The sequence below is a fragment of the Halobacteriovorax sp. genome, assembly GCF_048381875.1.
GTDB lineage: Bacteria > Bdellovibrionota > Bacteriovoracia > Bacteriovoracales > Bacteriovoracaceae > Halobacteriovorax_A > Halobacteriovorax_A vibrionivorans.
This window is the reverse complement of sequence record NZ_JBLXBP010000002.1, coordinates 207,942-225,684: the sequence shown is the minus strand read 5'-3', so window position 1 is coordinate 225,684 and position 17,743 is coordinate 207,942. Positions and strand designations below refer to the sequence as shown.

At 35.8% G+C, this 17,743-nt stretch carries 18 protein-coding genes; 9 read left to right on the top strand and 9 right to left on the bottom strand.

Annotated elements, in window-relative coordinates; all coding sequences use genetic code 11:
* The first annotated feature begins 144 nt into the window (after positions 1 to 144).
* On the top strand, positions 145 to 1,968 hold the full coding sequence (locus ACN5L8_RS05270) for a sensor histidine kinase (protein ID WP_419172502.1): 1,824 nt from the start codon (positions 145 to 147) through the stop codon (positions 1,966 to 1,968).
* A 12-nt stretch (positions 1,969 to 1,980) separates the two neighbouring features.
* Here ACN5L8_RS05270 and ACN5L8_RS05265 read toward each other — a convergent pair whose 3' ends face one another.
* From ACN5L8_RS05265 to ACN5L8_RS05255, 3 genes are read right to left on the bottom strand one after another with little or no spacing between them, the layout of a single operon-like run.
* The gene (locus ACN5L8_RS05265; protein WP_419172501.1) at positions 1,981 to 2,496 is read right to left on the bottom strand and encodes a hypothetical protein; all 516 of its coding nucleotides are present in this window, start codon (positions 2,494 to 2,496) and stop codon (positions 1,981 to 1,983) included.
* Positions 2,496 to 3,860 (bottom strand): di-heme oxidoredictase family protein, encoded by a 1,365-nt coding sequence (locus tag ACN5L8_RS05260; RefSeq protein ID WP_419172500.1) that lies wholly within the window; start codon positions 3,858 to 3,860, stop codon positions 2,496 to 2,498. The genes ACN5L8_RS05265 and ACN5L8_RS05260 overlap by 1 nt, the downstream gene beginning before the upstream one ends.
* Positions 3,854 to 4,942 carry an imelysin family protein gene (locus ACN5L8_RS05255; RefSeq protein ID WP_419172499.1) on the bottom strand — a complete coding sequence of 363 codons (1,089 nt, stop codon included), beginning with the start codon at positions 4,940 to 4,942 and terminating at the stop codon, positions 3,854 to 3,856. The genes ACN5L8_RS05260 and ACN5L8_RS05255 overlap by 7 nt, the downstream gene beginning before the upstream one ends.
* Before the next feature lie 150 nt (positions 4,943 to 5,092).
* On the opposite strand from ACN5L8_RS05255, the gene ACN5L8_RS05250 reads away from it, so the two are divergent.
* From ACN5L8_RS05250 to ACN5L8_RS05230, 5 genes are all read left to right on the top strand, one after another.
* The gene (locus tag ACN5L8_RS05250; protein WP_419172498.1) at positions 5,093 to 6,277 is read left to right on the top strand and encodes a hypothetical protein; all 1,185 of its coding nucleotides are present in this window, start codon (positions 5,093 to 5,095) and stop codon (positions 6,275 to 6,277) included.
* Positions 6,278 to 6,349: 72 nt separating this feature from the next.
* Positions 6,350 to 7,315, top strand: coding sequence for a deoxyhypusine synthase family protein (locus ACN5L8_RS05245; RefSeq protein ID WP_115360999.1), 966 nt, complete (start codon positions 6,350 to 6,352; stop codon positions 7,313 to 7,315).
* A 25-nt stretch (positions 7,316 to 7,340) separates the two neighbouring features.
* Positions 7,341 to 7,697: a hypothetical protein gene (locus ACN5L8_RS05240; protein WP_419172497.1), complete on the top strand. Its 357-nt coding sequence runs from the start codon at positions 7,341 to 7,343 to the stop codon at positions 7,695 to 7,697.
* The gene (locus ACN5L8_RS05235) at positions 7,694 to 8,068 is read left to right on the top strand and encodes a hypothetical protein (protein ID WP_419172496.1); all 375 of its coding nucleotides are present in this window, start codon (positions 7,694 to 7,696) and stop codon (positions 8,066 to 8,068) included. Before ACN5L8_RS05240 ends, ACN5L8_RS05235 begins: the two co-directional genes overlap by 4 nt.
* Positions 8,069 to 8,086: 18 nt before the next feature.
* Positions 8,087 to 8,623, top strand: a complete 537-nt coding sequence (locus ACN5L8_RS05230) for an SRPBCC family protein (protein WP_419172495.1) — start codon at positions 8,087 to 8,089, stop codon at positions 8,621 to 8,623.
* Here the strand turns inward: ACN5L8_RS05230 and ACN5L8_RS05225 are convergent.
* Positions 8,576 to 9,313 carry a sulfite exporter TauE/SafE family protein gene (locus tag ACN5L8_RS05225; protein WP_419172494.1) on the bottom strand — a complete coding sequence of 246 codons (738 nt, stop codon included), beginning with the start codon at positions 9,311 to 9,313 and terminating at the stop codon, positions 8,576 to 8,578. The two genes, ACN5L8_RS05230 and ACN5L8_RS05225, sit on opposite strands and share 48 nt — an antisense overlap.
* A gap of 106 nt (positions 9,314 to 9,419) precedes the next feature.
* Between ACN5L8_RS05225 and ACN5L8_RS05220 the strand changes: the two genes are divergently transcribed.
* Positions 9,420 to 10,286, top strand: coding sequence for an MBL fold metallo-hydrolase (locus ACN5L8_RS05220; RefSeq protein ID WP_419172493.1), 867 nt, complete (start codon positions 9,420 to 9,422; stop codon positions 10,284 to 10,286).
* Positions 10,287 to 10,313: 27 nt separating this feature from the next.
* Here ACN5L8_RS05220 and ACN5L8_RS05215 read toward each other — a convergent pair whose 3' ends face one another.
* Complete coding sequence (locus ACN5L8_RS05215) at positions 10,314 to 11,372, bottom strand: CNNM domain-containing protein (RefSeq protein WP_334679102.1); 1,059 nt, start codon at positions 11,370 to 11,372, stop codon at positions 10,314 to 10,316.
* A gap of 214 nt (positions 11,373 to 11,586) precedes the next feature.
* On the opposite strand from ACN5L8_RS05215, the gene ACN5L8_RS05210 reads away from it, so the two are divergent.
* Complete coding sequence (locus ACN5L8_RS05210; RefSeq protein ID WP_419172492.1) at positions 11,587 to 12,036, top strand: CBS domain-containing protein; 450 nt, start codon at positions 11,587 to 11,589, stop codon at positions 12,034 to 12,036.
* 27 nt (positions 12,037 to 12,063) lie between these two features.
* On the opposite strand, the gene ACN5L8_RS05205 is transcribed toward ACN5L8_RS05210, so the two are convergent.
* Together ACN5L8_RS05205 and ACN5L8_RS05200 are read right to left on the bottom strand one after the other, a co-directional pair.
* On the bottom strand, positions 12,064 to 13,632 hold the full coding sequence (locus tag ACN5L8_RS05205; RefSeq protein ID WP_419172491.1) for a CocE/NonD family hydrolase: 1,569 nt from the start codon (positions 13,630 to 13,632) through the stop codon (positions 12,064 to 12,066).
* Positions 13,633 to 13,741: 109 nt separating this feature from the next.
* Positions 13,742 to 14,845, bottom strand: a complete 1,104-nt coding sequence (locus ACN5L8_RS05200; protein WP_419172490.1) for a hypothetical protein — start codon at positions 14,843 to 14,845, stop codon at positions 13,742 to 13,744.
* A gap of 232 nt (positions 14,846 to 15,077) precedes the next feature.
* Between ACN5L8_RS05200 and ACN5L8_RS05195 the strand changes: the two genes are divergently transcribed.
* A complete protein-coding gene (locus ACN5L8_RS05195) occupies positions 15,078 to 17,033 on the top strand; it encodes a BCCT family transporter (RefSeq protein ID WP_419172818.1) in 1,956 nt (651 codons plus the stop codon).
* Here the strand turns inward: ACN5L8_RS05195 and ACN5L8_RS05190 are convergent.
* A complete protein-coding gene (locus ACN5L8_RS05190) occupies positions 17,014 to 17,202 on the bottom strand; it encodes a hypothetical protein (protein WP_419172489.1) in 189 nt (62 codons plus the stop codon). The two genes, ACN5L8_RS05195 and ACN5L8_RS05190, sit on opposite strands and share 20 nt — an antisense overlap.
* 36 nt (positions 17,203 to 17,238) lie before the next feature.
* Positions 17,239 to 17,697 carry a hypothetical protein gene (locus ACN5L8_RS05185; protein ID WP_419172488.1) on the bottom strand — a complete coding sequence of 153 codons (459 nt, stop codon included), beginning with the start codon at positions 17,695 to 17,697 and terminating at the stop codon, positions 17,239 to 17,241.
* Between the last annotated feature and the right edge of the window lie 46 nt (positions 17,698 to 17,743).

Sequence of the window (17,743 nt, the reverse complement as noted above, 5' to 3'; positions counted from 1 at the left end):
TTTTTAACACTTAAGCATTTCATTTATAGGATAAAGTGTTATTATTTATAGGTGCTTTATTTAAAGACTTTGCTCACATTCCTTTTTATTTTTATTTCAAGCTCTTTGCATGCTCAAGTCAGAGGGGATCTGAATATTGTCGTTTTGCATTCTTATAACCAAGAAAATGATTGGACAGAAAAAATTGCCAAGGGCTTTAAGAGTAATATTGATTCATCAAAGCATGGCATGGTTGATTTTTTTACCGAGTATATCGATAGTAAGCGCTTTTATGGAGATGATTTTGATCAGTCATTAAAGAACTTATATTCTAATAAGTTTAAAACTCTTAGTGTTGATTTGATTGCGACTACTGATGATTATGCTCTTGATTTCGCTTTAAAGTATCGAAAAGAGATTTTTAATAACGCTCCAATTATTTTTAGTGGTATCAATGGTTTTGATAAGAGAAAGCGTGAGCTTTATAAGAGAGATAAAAGCTTTACAGGGATTCTCTCAATTCTAGATGTTAAAAAGAATATCGAACTTGCTTTAAGACTACAGCCAAATGCCAAGAAGATAATCTTTATCAATACAAAGCACACCCCATCAGGGAGATATTTCAAAGGGCAATTTGAAGATGGTGTTAAACCTTTTCTTTCGCAATATGAAGTAGAATTTATTGAAGACTTAAGTTTTGAAGAACTTTATAAGAGATGTCGAAATTTTAAAGATGATGCCGTTGTATTCTATGGAGGGTATTCACGTGATCGCCTTAATCAACATGCTCGATTTCGCGATGTCATAAGTAATATAAGTCGTAACTCAACTCTTCCTGTCTATGGCTTTACTGATTTTTATCTAAATTATGGCCTTGCTGGTGGCCATGTTGTAAGTGGCTTTGAGCAAGGTAAGTCTATGGCAAAAATGGCCAATGATTATCTAAGTGGAAAAAAAGTCGAAGATATTCCTATTATTAAAAACCCACAAAACCCTTTGATTCTCGATTCTAAACTTTTAAAGAAATATAATATTGACTTTAAAAGGATCCCATCAAATGCAAGGGTCATTTACCATCACGGGAAGCTTTATAATTTATACACTAGTTATAAGAAAGAATTTTGGTTGACTCTATTGTCATTTATCGTTCTTCTTATAAGTAGTGGCGTGCTCTATTATTTTTCTATTAAGCAAAAAGAATTTAAAGAAAGCTTAATTACTCTCAATAATATCCTTGAAGAAAAAGTACAAGAGAGAACAAAACAATTAATTGATCAGCAGTCTAAGCTTGTTAACTCCGCTAGGCTAGCTACAATGGGTGAGATGGCAAGTGGAATCGCACACGAGATTAATAACCCTCTAGCAATTATTGACTTAACTGCTGGTCGAGTAAAACAAAGAACCAAGGTTGAAAGTAACTTCAAGCAAATCAATAGAATAAATACAACTGTATCTCGTATATCTAAAATTATAAAAGGCTTAAAACACTTATCTAAAGACGGTGAAAAGTCTAAGAAAGAAAACTTCTTATTAATGGAATCGATTGAAGATGTTAACTCTCTTTGCCAAGAAAGGTTTAAGGAATATGATATCACTTTCAATGTGGAGGTTGATCCAGAGCTTAAGGTTTATGGCTCACTTGTTCAAATTGGGCAGATGCTCTTAAACCTGCTTAATAATTCTTTTGATGAGCTAATATCAAAAAAAGATAATCGATGGATTACACTTAAAGCTGAAAGGGTTTATCTAAGAGATAATAAGAGTTATGTTGAGATTTCAATTACTGATTCCGGTAATGGAATAAAGAAAGAGGATCAATCAAGGCTGATGGAGCCTTTCTTTACGACAAAAGCAGATAAGAGGGGGGCCGGTCTAGGTCTTACTCTCTGTTCTAATATTATTTCTAATTATGGGGGAGAGTTCTTCTATGATGCAGAATGTGAGAATACTCGCTTTGTCATGCGCCTGCCAGACTTAAATGACCAGTAGGCCGTTTCTTGATTATTGAGCTCTACGGTCAAAAATAAGTCTAACTCGATTTTCGTCACATACGTTGTTTTCTTCATTTAAGATATCCACTGCTATATATCGAATACCGCGTTTTGATGCTGTATAAGTAGCAGATTGAAGTTTACTCTTTAAAAGCTCTTCATTTTCTAAACAAGACTTAGAATCACCATCAGTTTGTGACATCGTATAATCGAGATCAAGGGTTCTGGTTTCTCTTGCTCGGTTAAAGAAAAGTCCAAGTTGACAGACTTGTCCGTTATTTGTTGACCAGCTTGTTTCAATTGAAAAAGTATTTAGGTCTTTATCTGCAGTAAGTAGATTAAAATTAATGCCTCTTTCTAAAAAGACTTTTGGTGTTTGAGTATATTCAACCTTATAACGACGAATGAATTTTCCACAATCAAAGCCCGTACCTTTTACTATATATGTTGTACCTGCTGGTAGAGGCCATATTTGTGCAAAAACGCTACTAGTTAGAATTGTTGCTAATAGAATGATTCTCTTCATTATAGGCTCCTTAGGAATTTAATTAGATCTTCTCGATCCGACTTTTTTAATTTTAAAAATTTTTCTTTGGCCTTTTGTGCCTCGCCACCGTGCCAAAGAATTGCTTCTTTTAGATTTCTTGCTCTTCCATCATGAAGAAAACGAGTGTGCCCATTTATCTTCTTTATTAGGCCAAGACCCCAAAGAGGAGGAGTTCTCCATTCTCTTGTTGTTGCTTGAGCTTCATTCTTATACTCTCTGATATCATCTGCAAGGGCATCGCCCATATCGTGTAGAAGCATATCAGTATAAGGATATATCTTTTGATTATTTAAGACTTTAAACTTTGACTGATTTCCAGTTGTATAACTTGGAGTGTGGCAAGCTTGGCAACTGATTTGATTAAAAACCTTTTGACCGCTTTTTACTCTTGGGTCATCAAAGTTTCTTCTAACTGGAACTGATAGAAGTTGAGTGTATTCTGTTACGCGATTTAAAAGGTGCTTTGAAATATCACTTTTAGTTTTCTTTTCTTCACAATCAAGTTGTACGTAAGTACATTCTTCTTTTGGAAAAAGATAACTCGTAATTCCTATATCATCAACAAAGGCCGCTGCGTTTTGCTCAAGAAGACTAGGCTTTCCTGCTTTCCACCCAAAGCGTCCTAGCACTTCTCTTTGTTCGACAATCGAGAAGACGCGATTTACTCGACCTGAAATACCATCACCATCTCTATCTTCAGGATCAGCTTTTTCAAGGATATCTTCTTCCTTAATATTTTCTAATAAGCCTAGGCCTATCATTTGTGGCCCAACACGTGGAGAAATTATGGTATTATCACCAAATTTACCTTGAGATAATTTTCTAAAGATATAATTTGGTTTCTTTAATTCAAAAGTTTCGCCATCTGCAAAACTTCCAATGATTGTTTCAAATTTAACAAAGACTTCACCTTCGCCTTTGACGCCTTCGATACTATGTGGCTGAAATTGGCCACCGTATTTTTCATGTTCAATGACTTCTCCATTTTCTTTTATCTGTCTAAGACGAAAGAGAAGAGAAATATCTGTCGGCCCGTAAGTCTCTGGTAGTCCTCGACCACGGCCATCGAGAAAGTGGCATGCAGTACAAGATGTCGCATTAAAGACTGGGCCTAGTCCGTCTCGTAGGGGAGTTGATGAAGGGGCCGTAACCCATGCTCCTTTAAAGAAGCTATTTCCAGTTTGAAAGTAGCGACGAAGCATTCCTCTGGTTCCTGCCATTGGATGAGAGAAGGCATTAACTGAAAGATCCAGTGTAGTCCCGGCACCGGCCGGGAACTTTTCACTGGAGTATGTATTAAAAGATAATACAAAGAAAAATGTTAAGATTAAACTTCTTACCACTGTACTGGAGTCTCTAATTCTTCAGATAGTTCAACAAGTTCAATGGCAAGCTCTTCCATTTCTTCAATAGAAGCTAAGATATCAACTCTCGCATTCTCATCAAGGATTGCTTGATCAAATGGTACGGGAAGACCAGCTAGCATTTTGTTGATCTTTGCAACTCGAGTATTAATTGCATCTGATAATACTGTGTTTTCAGTTAGGCCTAGAATTCCTGTTGCTCTTAGGATATTTGCGACACCCCAGAAGTTCCACTGAATATCCATGTGAGTCATATCTGAGAAACATGAGTGCTCATCTTCTTGTCCCATTGTCTCCCAAGCTACGAACATTCTTTCACCAGATAATTCATCACCTGACATATAGATCATTCCTGCTAGGATATTATTAAGAGCTTCTTTTTGATTCTTAGCTACAAATTCAGCTCTATAATTATTCTTATTAGGCTCCCATGCATCAACAAGAGTTTGAAGATGGTCAATAAGTAGATCAGTTGCTACAGATAGGTAAGTTGCACGTCTTTGAGCATTTTGCCCAAGGCCAATTACATAGTCAGTATATGAGCGATTACCTGGACCAGTTGCAGAAAGGTCTTGTCCCCAAAGTAGGAATTCAATTGCATGATATCCTGTTGAGATATTCTTCTCTCCATTTAATTCATTTAAAGAAGAAAGTAGGTCTTTCGTAATTACAGGATAGTCAGCTACATTATTTACGATACCTGTATTTGGAGCACCTTCAACGTAATCGATATATGCTTCATCTAGAGGCCATGCATTTAAAAGTCCTTCTGGGCCTTGATCACTATCAATTGGCCCATTGTAGAATCTAAAAACTTCAGATTGGCCATATGGAGCTCTTGCTTGCTTCCATGATTCTCTGGCCATCTCTAGAGTCATAACCCCTGGGTTTGAAATAAAGAATTCAACGTCTTCCTGAAGAACAACTGCTCTATCAAGTGAGTCAGAATAAGTGTTATAAACGAGATCAGCATAATTATTAATTACAGTTTGTGTTGTCGTAGCTGCAGAAATACTTAAGCCAAAACCTAGTGAAATCGATAAGATAGACTTTTTAATCATTGTAAGATCCTTTGTTTGTTATATTGCTTGTACAAAAGGTTATATTTTGAAACATTGGTTTGATACCTCAAACAGTGTGTTACTTCAACAGTAAAGTTTAATTTTTACAGTAAATAGACTTTGTTTGCAGTGAGTGTTTTAATTTTGTCTATGAATTCTCATAAGTTAGTAATACTTACGTTTATTTGCTTTTCTTGCTTGGGGCTTCCAATTGGTCACGAGTCTGGATTTCTTGGAAATACGACATCACGTCCGGGAGATATTGGGGCCGCACTCGTTTTTCCATCTGCCACGGCCTTTACTAAATATGACGATATAAAGATTTACTTTGGTCTAATTTATACGCGTCAAGAGATTGGCTCAATTGGAGATAGCGAACTTGAAGGGACAGGAAGTAGTTTTGAGAGTCAGTTCATTCCATACTTCACCGGGTTTGCTGGAGAGCTCTTTGGTTTAACATTTACAAATTTTGTAACTTATTCTGGTACAAATAACGGGCAATTTGACTTGAATATTCCAAGTATTAGTGGCGGCGGTAAGGCCAATGTTCAATTTGAAGAAACAGTTCTTGGGATTTCTGTTGCTAAAAAGTATGAAAGGTTCTCACTGGGGGCAAGCTTCAGCCTCGAGATACAAGGTAGTAAAACCTTTTCAACCTTCGAAGGGGTAAGTGGTGGTAACACTTTTCTTCAAACAACTAATAATATTACAAAGTTTATCATTATTAATTCGATTATAAGTGTATCTTATAAAGAAGAGAGGCATTTCTTTAGTGCAGGTTTGGACTTTCCTGGTATTAGGTATTCCTCTTCCTCAAGAACCGAAACATTCCTACTTGAAGATGGTAGTGGTGATGTTGTTCGCTTGAAAAGTGAAAATGAGCCAGATTATGAAAGTAATACAAGTCTAAATTTAGGCTATAGTTATTTAAGTGCTAGCTGGGCCCCCTCTGTTGATCTATTTTATGATCTGAAAAATATTGATATTAATATTTCAAGAAATGAAGACCGAAATAGGGCCAACTTCTCTGATGATGTTTTGATAAAATTTGGCCTGCGCTCACCTGAATTTAAGCTACCTACCAACAGAGTTTTTAAAGGATCGACTTATTCATATCTTTTTGGACTCCAGTATCGACAAATTGATACCGTTAATGAGTCAATAGATGAGGTAAATACAGGACGCACTTATCAATTCTCGTTTGGGTTTAAATTGGCCAATCGAAAGACAAGTCCAATCTTTGGAATCTATTATGAAGATGAAAAGAGTACTTCTAATTCAGGCAGTAAAGTCTTTGGTTTAATGTATTCTTCAAATTATAATATTTTTGATTAATTTATGTAGACTTGAATCCATAATATGGTGTAATAAGTCTCGTTCTATTTAGGCTTTCTCTGGAGAATTATTATGAGCACAATGGCCCAATTTTTTAGTAACAATTATCGTCACTTTAATGCCGCTTCACTTGTTGATGCATCAAAGGCATATGTAGATCATTTAAAGAGTGGGAAGAAGATGATGATCACCCTTGCTGGTGCTATGAGTACAGCAGAGTTAGGCGTCAGTCTTGCTGAAATGATCCGCCAAGATAAAGTTCAAATAATCTCTTGTACTGGTGCAAACCTTGAAGAAGATATCATGAACTTAATCGCATATAATCACTATAAGCGTATTCCAAATTATAGAGACCTAAGTCCAGAGGAAGAAGAGGAGCTACTTGCACAAGGCTTTAACCGTGTAACAGATACTTGTATTCCTGAGGAAACAGCTTTTAGAAAGTTACAAAAATATCTTTTTGAAGAGTGGTCAAATGCTGCAAAAGCAGGTGAGAGGCTTTTTCCACACGAGTTCTTATATCGCATCCTTCGCCGAGAAGATTTTGCCAAAGAATTTGAAACAGATGCTAAGAATTCTTGGATGATGGCAGCTTGTGAAAAGAACCTACCAATTATCGTTCCTGGTTGGGAAGATTCAACAACAGCAAATATCTTTGCTTCTTACTGTCTAACAGGAGAGCTTGAGCCGTCACTCGTTAAAAATGGAATTGAATATATGATGTTCCTTGCTAAGTGGTATCCAGAAAATTGTGGAGATAGCGGCATTGGCTTCTTCCAAATCGGTGGTGGAATTGCAGGTGACTTCCCAATTTGTGTTGTACCAATGCTTAATCAAGATATGGAAGATGATGTTCCTCTTTGGTCATACTTTTGCCAAATCTCTGATTCAACAACAAGTTATGGTTCTTATTCTGGAGCTGTACCAAACGAGAAAATTACTTGGGGTAAACTATCTTCTAAGACTCCAAGATTCATTATCGAATCTGATGCGACAATCGTTGCACCACTAGTTTTTCATTACGTGTTGGAAAACTAAGATCATTGCTCTAAGATAGAAGGGCATGAGAATACGATTTCAATATAAGCTAGGGGCATTCTTTTTAGGATGCCTTTTTTGTTTTATCCTCCATTCAAAGGCCGGTTGGTCTCCCGTTTTAGCATCTGCTTCTGTGGGACTTATTGGAAGTTTTCTTCCTGTGAATTCAAATATGCGTGCGGCCATGTATAGTGGAAGCTTTGCAGGGATGTGTTCTAGTGAATTAGTTTCTAATTATTGGGAGATATTTGGGATTTCATTAATTGGAGCTGTAATCTATCTCTACTCACTCAAACTTTTTCAAGGCTTTGGTGGAAAACTCGGTACTATCGCTTTTGTGAGTGTTGCTCTCTTTTATTTAATTAAGGGGAGTATTATATGATCTCTTCAATAATTATTTCTATTATTGCAGGAATTTCAACATTTCAACTTTCACAACTTAAAGCGTTTGGAATAATAAGATCATCAGCTCTTTTAAGTCTTATTGCATATGGTATTCTTTATTTGCTAACACCAAATTATGAATTATTATCCATTGTCTTCTTTGGCGCCTCTTTTGTGGGGATGAGTTGTTCTAGTCGAATGCATAATATTACAGTAACGATTAGTTCAATCATATTTGCAATTTTCTTTCATTATTTAGTCCCTCTGTTAAAGGGGTATGGAGGGGCGCTAGGACTAAGTGCTTTCTTAAGTGTGGCCATTATTCAATTATTCTTACATTTGTCTGGGAAACTTGCCACATCTCGCTAAGCCTGCCATCATTTTAACATGAAAAATCTTAACTATATTTTAGTGGCCTTATTAATATCAACATTTACATTTGCAATTGAGACTGTTCAAGTTGTAGGAAGTATTGAAATCGATGCACCTATTGAAGAGGTTTTTGAATTTGTTGCAGACCCTATGAATGATCATATTTGGAGAAGTGAAGTAAATGAGATGACAACGAATACTCGTCATCTTAAAGAAGGAAGTATTTTTAGGGAAGATGCTTGGATTGGAATAAGAAAGCATTTTATAACGACAACTGAGCTAATTAAGCTAGACTATCCTCATCAGGCACTATTTGAGACTGTAAAATCAAATCCATACTTTTTAAGAAGTAACCGCTTATTTGAGGAAACACTAAATGGAACAACTTTTTCTTATGTTGTTGATTTTGATAAACGTATGATTAAAGAAACTTTTGGCTTTAATGCTAAACCTGAAGTTGTGGTAAAACTCTATTCTCTTCTTATGAAAAAGTATCTTTATAAGTTAAAGAAGAGTTTCGCGAATAATCATAAAAGCACCCATTACAATTAAGAAGTAGCCAAAAATCTTTTTTAGCTTCTCTTGTGGCAATTTATGAGTAAGTGTTGATCCTATTTGAGATCCAACAATAGCAAGAGCTGTGAAAATCGCAATAAATTGATAATCAATTTCTAGGCCAGGGGAGTTAATAATATTTCCTACAAACCCAATCAATGAGTTTATTGCAATAATGAGAAGGGAAGTACCCACTGCTTTTTTCATGTCTACATGAAAGAAGTTCACTAGGGCCGGTACAATAAGAAAACCACCTCCAACACCAATTAAACCTGTGACAATTCCTACGACACTGGCCGCTAAGAATATAGTTAAATTAGATGTATTTTTAATTTTAACTTCTTTACCATTTTTAAGCATTGAAATTGAAGCAAGAAGCATAATTCCTGCAAAGATGAATAATTGCATCTGACCAGTTAGAAACTTTGCTAAGTAGGTTCCAAGATATGTTGAAAGCATGGTCATGGCACCAAATTGAAAGGCCAACTTCACAAGTACATTTCCATTCTTATAATGACGAAAAGTTCCCATAAATCCAGTCAAACCGACAATAGCAAGAGACATTGTAATTGCAATTTTAGGGTCAACTTTTACAATGTAGACCAGAATGGGAACCACTAGAATTGATCCTCCTCCTCCGAGAAGTCCTAAAGTTGTTCCAGCTATAAGTGCGAGTAGATAGGCCATGAATTATTCCTCCTTTAATTAGTATAGTAGATAAAATTTTCTTAAACATTGATGGGAATCAATGTCTTTTACTAGAAATTTATTTATTCTAGTGTAGGAGGAACTTATGGATAATTTAAAAATTGAAACATTTTTTGATGAACTAACTTATACCCTTACTTATGTCGTCTACGATAAAGAAACGAAGGATGCAGTTATAATTGATCCAGTTCTTGATTATGATCAGGCATCATCTTCAATTAGCTTTGAGTCAGTTGAAAAAGTTACGAACTTTATTAAAGATACAGGGCTTAAGTTACATTATGTTCTTGAAACTCATGCTCATGCAGATCACTTAACTGGAGCTTTAAAGTTAAAAGACTTTTTTCCAAACGTTAAAGTTGCAATAAATGAAAATATAAAAATTGTACAAGATGTTTTTGGAAAACATTTCAATATGCTAGAGGAGCTAAAGCTAGAGGATTTTGATGAGTTCTTGCATGAAGATAAACCTATCCATGCAGGCTCTATTGAGATTAGTACGATCTTTACTCCCGGCCATACTCCAGCGTGTTCTTCATTTGTCATTGGCAATAATGTCTTTACTGGAGATGCCCTATTTATGCCAGATTATGGTACTGGCCGTTGTGACTTCCCAGGTGGAGATGCAAATGAACTCTATGATTCTGTAAAGAATAAGCTATATGCATTACCAGATGATACTAATGTATATACGGGACATGATTATCAGCCAGGTGGCCGTGAGCTTAAGTATAAGAGTACTATTGGTGAGAATAAGAAGAGTAATATTCATTTAAAAGAAGATACTACACGTGAAGAGTACGTAAACTTTAGAACAAGTCGTGATAAGACTCTAAGTGCACCAAAGCTGTTATTACCAAGTATTCAAGTAAATATTCGTGGCGGGCATATGCCTCGTCCACAGGCCAATGGGGTAAGTTACCTCAAAATGCCTCTCAGTTTTAAGGAATAAACTCTCTTTCTTCCTTAGGAGGAGCACTTAACTGTGCTCCTTTTTTTTCACTTCGGCCTTTATTTCTTCTTTTGCCTGCTCTTGGAGATCTTCAACTTCATCAAACTCATCCATAATCTCAATACCAAAGAATGTTTCCACAATATCTTCAAGAGTGATGACACCAAGAATTGTCCCATACTCATCTGAAACCATGGCAATATGTTCTTTTCCGCGAATAAATTTCTTAAATAGACTTCGAAGAGGTGTGCGACAATTTTCTATCGAAATCGGTCGCATAATATCCACTTCAAATAATTGCTTATCACAATTTTCTTCAATGACATTCTTTGCGATATCTTCTTTGTGAATATAGCCACAAATATCGTTCACTGTTTCACCAAAGCATGGAATACGAGTTACTGGTGCTTTTAGGTCATATACTTCTTTAATAGTTGAAGTCGTTTTAACCATAAAGACCTTTCTGGCCGGTGTCATGACTTCATCGATTGTTTTACGTGATGCCAACAGAGACTCACGTAAGAATTCTCCCTCATCCTTTGCAAGTGCTTTTGTCTGTACGCCTAACTCAATCATCGACTCAACTTCTTCTCGACTCATCGTATGAGAGGGCTCATTTTTAAAGAACTTCATCAGGCCCATTGAAATAACAAGAACAGGCTTTAGAATGAAAATAAGTGGAGGTAGCACTCTTAGTAAGAATGGAGTTAGACTTTTCCAATGTTGGTGACCAAGCGACTTGGGAATAATTTCTGATAAGTATAGAATGGCCAGTGTTAAGACAACAGATACAGCAGAAAGATAAAACTCTAGGTTTGCCCCAGTAATTCCCATTTCTTTGAAAAGTTGAATGGATTCAGAACCAACTCCTGCAGCACCGAGTGTGTGAGCAAAAGTATTTAAAGTTAAGATTGCTGAAATCGCTTCGTCTTTATTTGATGCATATTTCTTTAGAGAATTAGCAAATCCCTTATTTTGACGAACTGAAGCGAGAATAAAATTTGGAGTAATTGAGAGAAGAACGGCCTCCATGATGGAACACAGAAATGAAACCCCAATTGAGATTACGATATATACAATTAGCATTAGCTAGTTAACTCCTTGGCATAATTCTCGACGTATTAGAATAGCTTAAAGTCAGTCGGTATCCGTGTCAATTTAAATGTAGTGTTATTTGGTCAGGTAATTGTAAGATATTTGTCAGGAAAAAATGCTACTTTGGTGCCTGTGTTCATAAATGTGGAATAAAGCAAGAGTTTGAGTTAAAATAGGGGTGCATTAAAACTCAAATGAGGTGAATATGAAAGTTTTAGATTTTATGACTAAAGATGTAACAACTTGTACTGAATCACAGACAGTTGGTGACGCTGCTAAAAAAATGATTGAACTAGGTATAAGTGTTATGCCTGTCGTAAATGATGAAGGGACTCTGACTGGAATCGTAACTCAGTCAGACTTTATCAGTAAGGAAGTTGAAATCCCACATGCACTGGTATCGATTAAAAGGCTTTTTGGTCAAGATTTTAATTTGACTGATGTTGAAGATGTTTATAAGAAATCTAAATCTAAGAAACTTTCAGATGTCATGAGTACAAATCTTGTAACTGTAAGTTCTGAAAATACACTTAATGGTGTTGTTGAGCTTATGATGAAAAAACATCTAAAAAGACTTCCCGTTGTTGATGATGGAAAATTAGTAGGAATTATTACAAGAAAAGATATCTTAAAAGCATTTGAAAAATTAAGCTAAAATAAAAGGCTCCGTAGGGAGCCTTTCTTATTTCCAACCTTTTATTTCTAAATAAGATTGTGATTTAAAATCAAAGTTTAAATTAACTTTATAAAGCTTATTATTAGGTTCTTCATAAAGAGGATCCTGAGTGTCGATGATAATGGCCAGGCGATGACCAGCTTCAATATCATAGGCCGTAGCAACTAATTCGATATTAATTCTCTCCTGTGGTGATTTACCAGTATATGCACCATGAGTTATTAGCTTTGCTATTCCTGTCGGTGATACATCGTAAATATAGGCGATGAGTTGATAAGGAGTAGAACTAACTTCTACATTTAATTTTAAGCGCGGGATTCCTCTTAACTTTAGGCCATCCTCGAAGCGATCAGTTTGATATCTTATACTATTTATTAAATTATTTAATTTTGGATACTTTATCGTAGGCACTTCAAAATGAGCGTCTAATATGGCCGAAAGGAATGGAACTCCTGTGCTGGCTCCTGTGTCAAGTCCTGCCATAAAGCTATCGCTTTGAGCAGGTAAGAGATATGGAAAAGGCGAGAGGCCACCTCGAGTAATTCTTCTTGGATGAAGATAAAATCTCTTTGGTACCTGATAATAAGATTGAATCTCTCTTTCTTTATAGACACTTGGTTGAACAACAATCTTTCCTAACTCAAAGTCTTTTGCAGTCTTGTCATTTTGTAACCAATACTTAAACCATGAACTCATTTTATCAAAGACATAATTTTGTAATCCAAAGAGGCCTGGCAGCTCTGCCGTTGCATGTGAGCCTTGGCTTAGGTCTAAGACCTTAGGCCCTCTTAGTTTGTGAAATGTTTTAATAAGGGCATTTGGTTGAAAAAGATTATCACCAAAGTTATTAGCGAAGTAGACAGGTTTTCTTAAAAGATTAATCATACCAAGGTTGTCATTGAGGCTTCGATTTTGAACCCACTTTTTAAACCCTTCTTCATTTCCCTCTAAAACTTCATCTAATAATTCTGGAATTCTTGGATCGAGATTTCCAAGTAGCTTTCCTGAGTTTACTAAGAACTTTGTCCAAAAGAGACGCGGTGTATTTTGAGCGTAAAGTGACTCCTTTAAGTCAGTCCATGAGCTCATGGCAAAGGCCGTCTTGATACGATATTCTCTAGCTAGGCCCATTAAAGAGAGTCCACCGCCATAAGAAATTCCGGCCATACCAAAATTACTTCTTTGAGCTGGAGTTTCGTCTTCAAGCCAATCGATAATAGTCTTTAGATCTTTTAAATCATTTTCTCCGGCCACATTGATATATCCACCAGAGCATCCCCAGCCACGTGTACTATAACTAAAGACTTGAAAGCCTTCTTTGGCAAGGCGGATTGCCTGGGCCATGTACTCATGTTCTTCTATCGTCCAACTATTTGGAAAAATAATTGTTGGAAATGGACCTTGCTTATTCTTTGGTGTTAAGAGATTTCCGTGAAGTTCTATATTATCAAAAGTTGAAATGACGACATCTGGTTCATAAGTGTATTCTTTTGATTCTGGTAAATTTAAACTAAAACAAATATTTGCAAACGCAGATAATTGTAGAAGAAAAGTAATTAAAATATACTTTCTCATAATGTTTCCCTAAGATTTAATACAATTGAGTAATTATATATTCTTAGTGAACCATTATTAAAGTTTCTGGCAGCTTTTAAGTGAGGAAAATATCTTACAATTCCTATCACTAGAGAAATACCTCAAAAAAGTCGTCTTTGGCCTTATTAAAGAGTGGAAAACGATTGTCTTTTTTTATTGATTGTCTGATATTTTTTATTACGCAGCTCGTCTCGCTACAATTCTTCCATGCTTTATTTATCACCTTGTTAAGGTAGTCCTTTACTGGAGTATGGCCACATGAGCTACTGCTTAGATATTCTTGTCCTAGGTAAATATAGTCTCTTATAAAAGCATACTTCTTTGGTGATACTTTTTTGAGATTTGTTGGATTTAGACGGTAGGCCGCAATACTTTCTGCTGCATCTTCTCCTGGATTTGTTTGGCCATATGTTGAAACCATCTCGTCACGATTATAGCGCCATCCCATAGGGTGATCGATCCAACCAGACATATCCCACCAAAATGAAGAATAATTAAGATTGTAGAAGTAGGCTAAGTTATGGCCAATTTCGTGAAATAGAGTATATGCCTTTCCATCTTTATCGAGTTCGCGATCCCAAGGGGTGTATAGTTCGATGGAAGCGTTTGCAAATATCATCCCAACATGGCCATAGCCGATGTCTTCTTTTATGTGACGAACAAGTCTTTTACTCTTCCATAATCTTGGAAAGTGAGATGGAATTAAGTTTATGCCTTTTAAGATAGCATTCATTTGTTTCAGGTTTAAAAGTGCTGCATCGTTATTTCGATATGGTGAAGTATTAAGGCCATACTTTTCAGAGAGATAAATGGTTTTATAAACCATTTCTTGTCCCTTGAATAATTCATTTAAGGCACAACGTATACTGTCGCAATTCTTTGCTGCTTTAATTAAATGAGAAAAGTCTTTATGTTTATCTAGTTTTTTTAAGACATAGCTTCTTGTTAAAGATCGAAAAAGGCGAGATGAAGTCTCTGATTCATTTCTAAAGTTAAAGCCATTAATCGCTACTTGTTTATTTCCTCGATGAAGAAACTTATTTGAAAATTTTGATATCTCAAGGAGGGTTGGCATCTCTTGTAAACATTTAGCAGAATTAACGCTACTAAAAGGAGCGGCATATTCTTGTAGAGCATAAGAATTAAATGTTAATAGCGTAAACATTAGAGTGGGGAAGATCTTTTTAAACATAGCTTCTTTATGTCAGATCGCAGAATTTTTCTCAATGAAAATGAACGCAGAAGAAGTTTTTATACACTCTAACTGCTTGCTATTGGCCAAAGGAGTGAATTCTAAGACTTTTAGGGGTAAATAATATATAAGTACCTAAAATTTAAGAGCAAACATCCGATAAGTTGGCATTGGTTTTTATATGTTAATTTGTGTCGGTCCCGAAACGGGTCTGATTAAAAGGGAGTTTGTTATCAATAAAGAATCTACTATTAACAAAAATGTGTTTTTTTCCTCCGCATTTTTTATCCTTGTCATTACTGCGATTGGCTCAATATGGCCTACACAGTTAAGTGAATTCTTTAAGGGAATTCAGGGCTGGCTGATTGCCAAGACTAGTTGGGTATATGTACTTGCAATGGGGGCAATGTTATTTACAGCAATCTGGCTAATGGTAAGTAGGCTAGGAGATATTAAATTAGGTCCTGACCATTCAGAACCGTCTTATACTAATATCTCGTGGTTTGCCATGCTCTTTTCTGCTGGGATGGGGATTGGTCTTCTCTTCTTTGGAGTTGCTGAGCCGATTATGCACTTTTCATCTCCACCGGTTGGTGATCCACAGTCTATAGAGAGCGCCAGAGAGGCCATGAAGATTACCTTCTTTCACTGGGGACTTCATGCTTGGGCAATGTATGCAATGTTAGCAGTTTGTCTCGCTTATTTTTGCTATCGAAAAGGTCTTCCGCTACTTCCAAGGTCTGCATTCTTTCCAATCTTAGGAGATAAGATTCATGGCCCTTTAGGGGATATGGTAGATACGTTTGCAGTTATTGGAACGATGTTTGGTGTTGCTACTTCATTAGGTTTTGGGGTTGCACAAGTAAATGCAGGTCTTAGTTATCTGACAGGAATTCCTCAATCAGAAACAATTCAGGTTATTCTAATTGCTATTATTACTGGCTTTGCAACAATTTCGGTTGTTTTAGGGCTTGATGGTGGAATTAAGAAGTTATCAAATATCAACTTAGCTGTAGCGGCCATTCTCTTAGTCTCAGTAATGCTCTTAGGAGATACGGTACACCTTTTTCAACAATACGTTCAAAATAGTGGAGCCTACCTTTCTGATATTATCTATAAAACTTTTAATCTCTACGCTTATGATAAAAAAGAAGAGTGGATCGGTGGATGGACACTTCTATATTGGGGTTGGTGGATTTCGTGGTCACCGTTTGTCGGGATGTTTATCGCTCGTATTTCAAGAGGGAGAACGATTCGCGAATTCTTAATTGGTGTTCTCTTTGTTCCTTCTGGGTTTACATTTCTTTGGATGACTGTCTTTGGAAACTCTGCAATTAGTATTGCTCTAAAAGATAAGTCTGGAGAGTTTGTTCAAGCAGTAAGTTCAAATGTACCAGTTGCACTTTTTAGATTTTTTGAATACTTTCCAATGTCAGCAGCTCTTTCAGTACTTGGTGTAATTCTTGTTATTACATTCTTTGTTAGTTCATCTGACTCGGGATCTCTTGTTATTGACACCCTTGCTTCTGGTGGAAGTCAGCATCCTCCTGTGTGGCAAAGAATCTTTTGGGCCGTGACTGAAGGTGTGGTTGCTGCCGTACTTTTACATTCTGGTGGTCTAGAGGCACTACAGACGATGACGATTGCTTCGGCCTTTCCTATGATCTTCTTAATTCTCTTGGCCGTCTATTGTCTAGTACGATCCCTACAAGATGATTATATGCTTAGAAATCAAGTAAGGAATCATAATAGCTCGATTCAATATGAACAGGCGAGTATGACGTGGCGCGAGCGACTTAATGCACTCTTTAGGCATCCAAAATTTAAGGAAGCCGATAAATTCTTATCAGAAGTAGTCGAGCCAGGACTCATTGAATTACAAGAAGAGTTTGTTAAAAATGGCCTGGATGCAAAAATTCGCCATGGTGAAGATGACTCAATTTCTTTAGTAATAGAAAAAGAAGGCTTTGATGATTTCAAATACGAAGTTTATCTGAGAACATTCCAAGTTCCAGAATATGCACCAGGTGATCAAGAAAAGTATTACCGTGCAGAAGTCTTCCTATTAAGTGGAGGGCAGGAATATGATGTCTTTGGTTACTCAAAAGAGCAAATTGTTGCCGATGCAGTAAACCAATACGAGAAGCATTATCAATTTCTACACTTAACTAACTCAGAATTAGTTTAGATATTCTTTGGGCCACATTCTCTTGTGGCCCTTTATTTTCTTTTATTAATGATTTCTTATAAAGGTAATAAAAGTTTATTAAGATTAAAAGAGATAGAGTTGCTTCTAGCGCTTCATTAATATCGAAAATAATTAAATTTGAAATATTCTCAAGAATTAAAAAACTCATGACTCTTTCAATAATTAGAATTAAAAAGATTATTAATTAATTAAATTTTTCTTTTAAAAAAATTATGATGTAGAGGCAAACAAAGAAAAATATATTGTGAATAATATTTTCTACCTCAATACTACCAAATTGAAGATTGTGAATATTAATCTCGTTTTGATTATTATGAATGCTAATCATTGAATCAGAAATAAAGAAATTTGAAATGAAGTGTTGTCCATAAGAGATTTCTTCTAACATGTAAAAGAGCACAACTACTATTGAGCTAATACCGAAAAGGCTACGATTTATATTCTTATTTTTTAAAATAAAGTAGATTGTTAAAAAGCTAAAAGGAATAATGATTAATTCATATAGGCCAAATGGTTCATGAATTAAAATTCTTCTTAAAGTATTTGGGCCAAATGTAAAAAAAACTCCAATATAAACTAGTACTGGAGAAAGGAATGCAAAGATAGAGATTAAAAATTTCTTATTAAATTCTTTATGGCTCATAAATAAATATTCTATCATTTTGAGCTGTATATGAAAGAGGTAATCT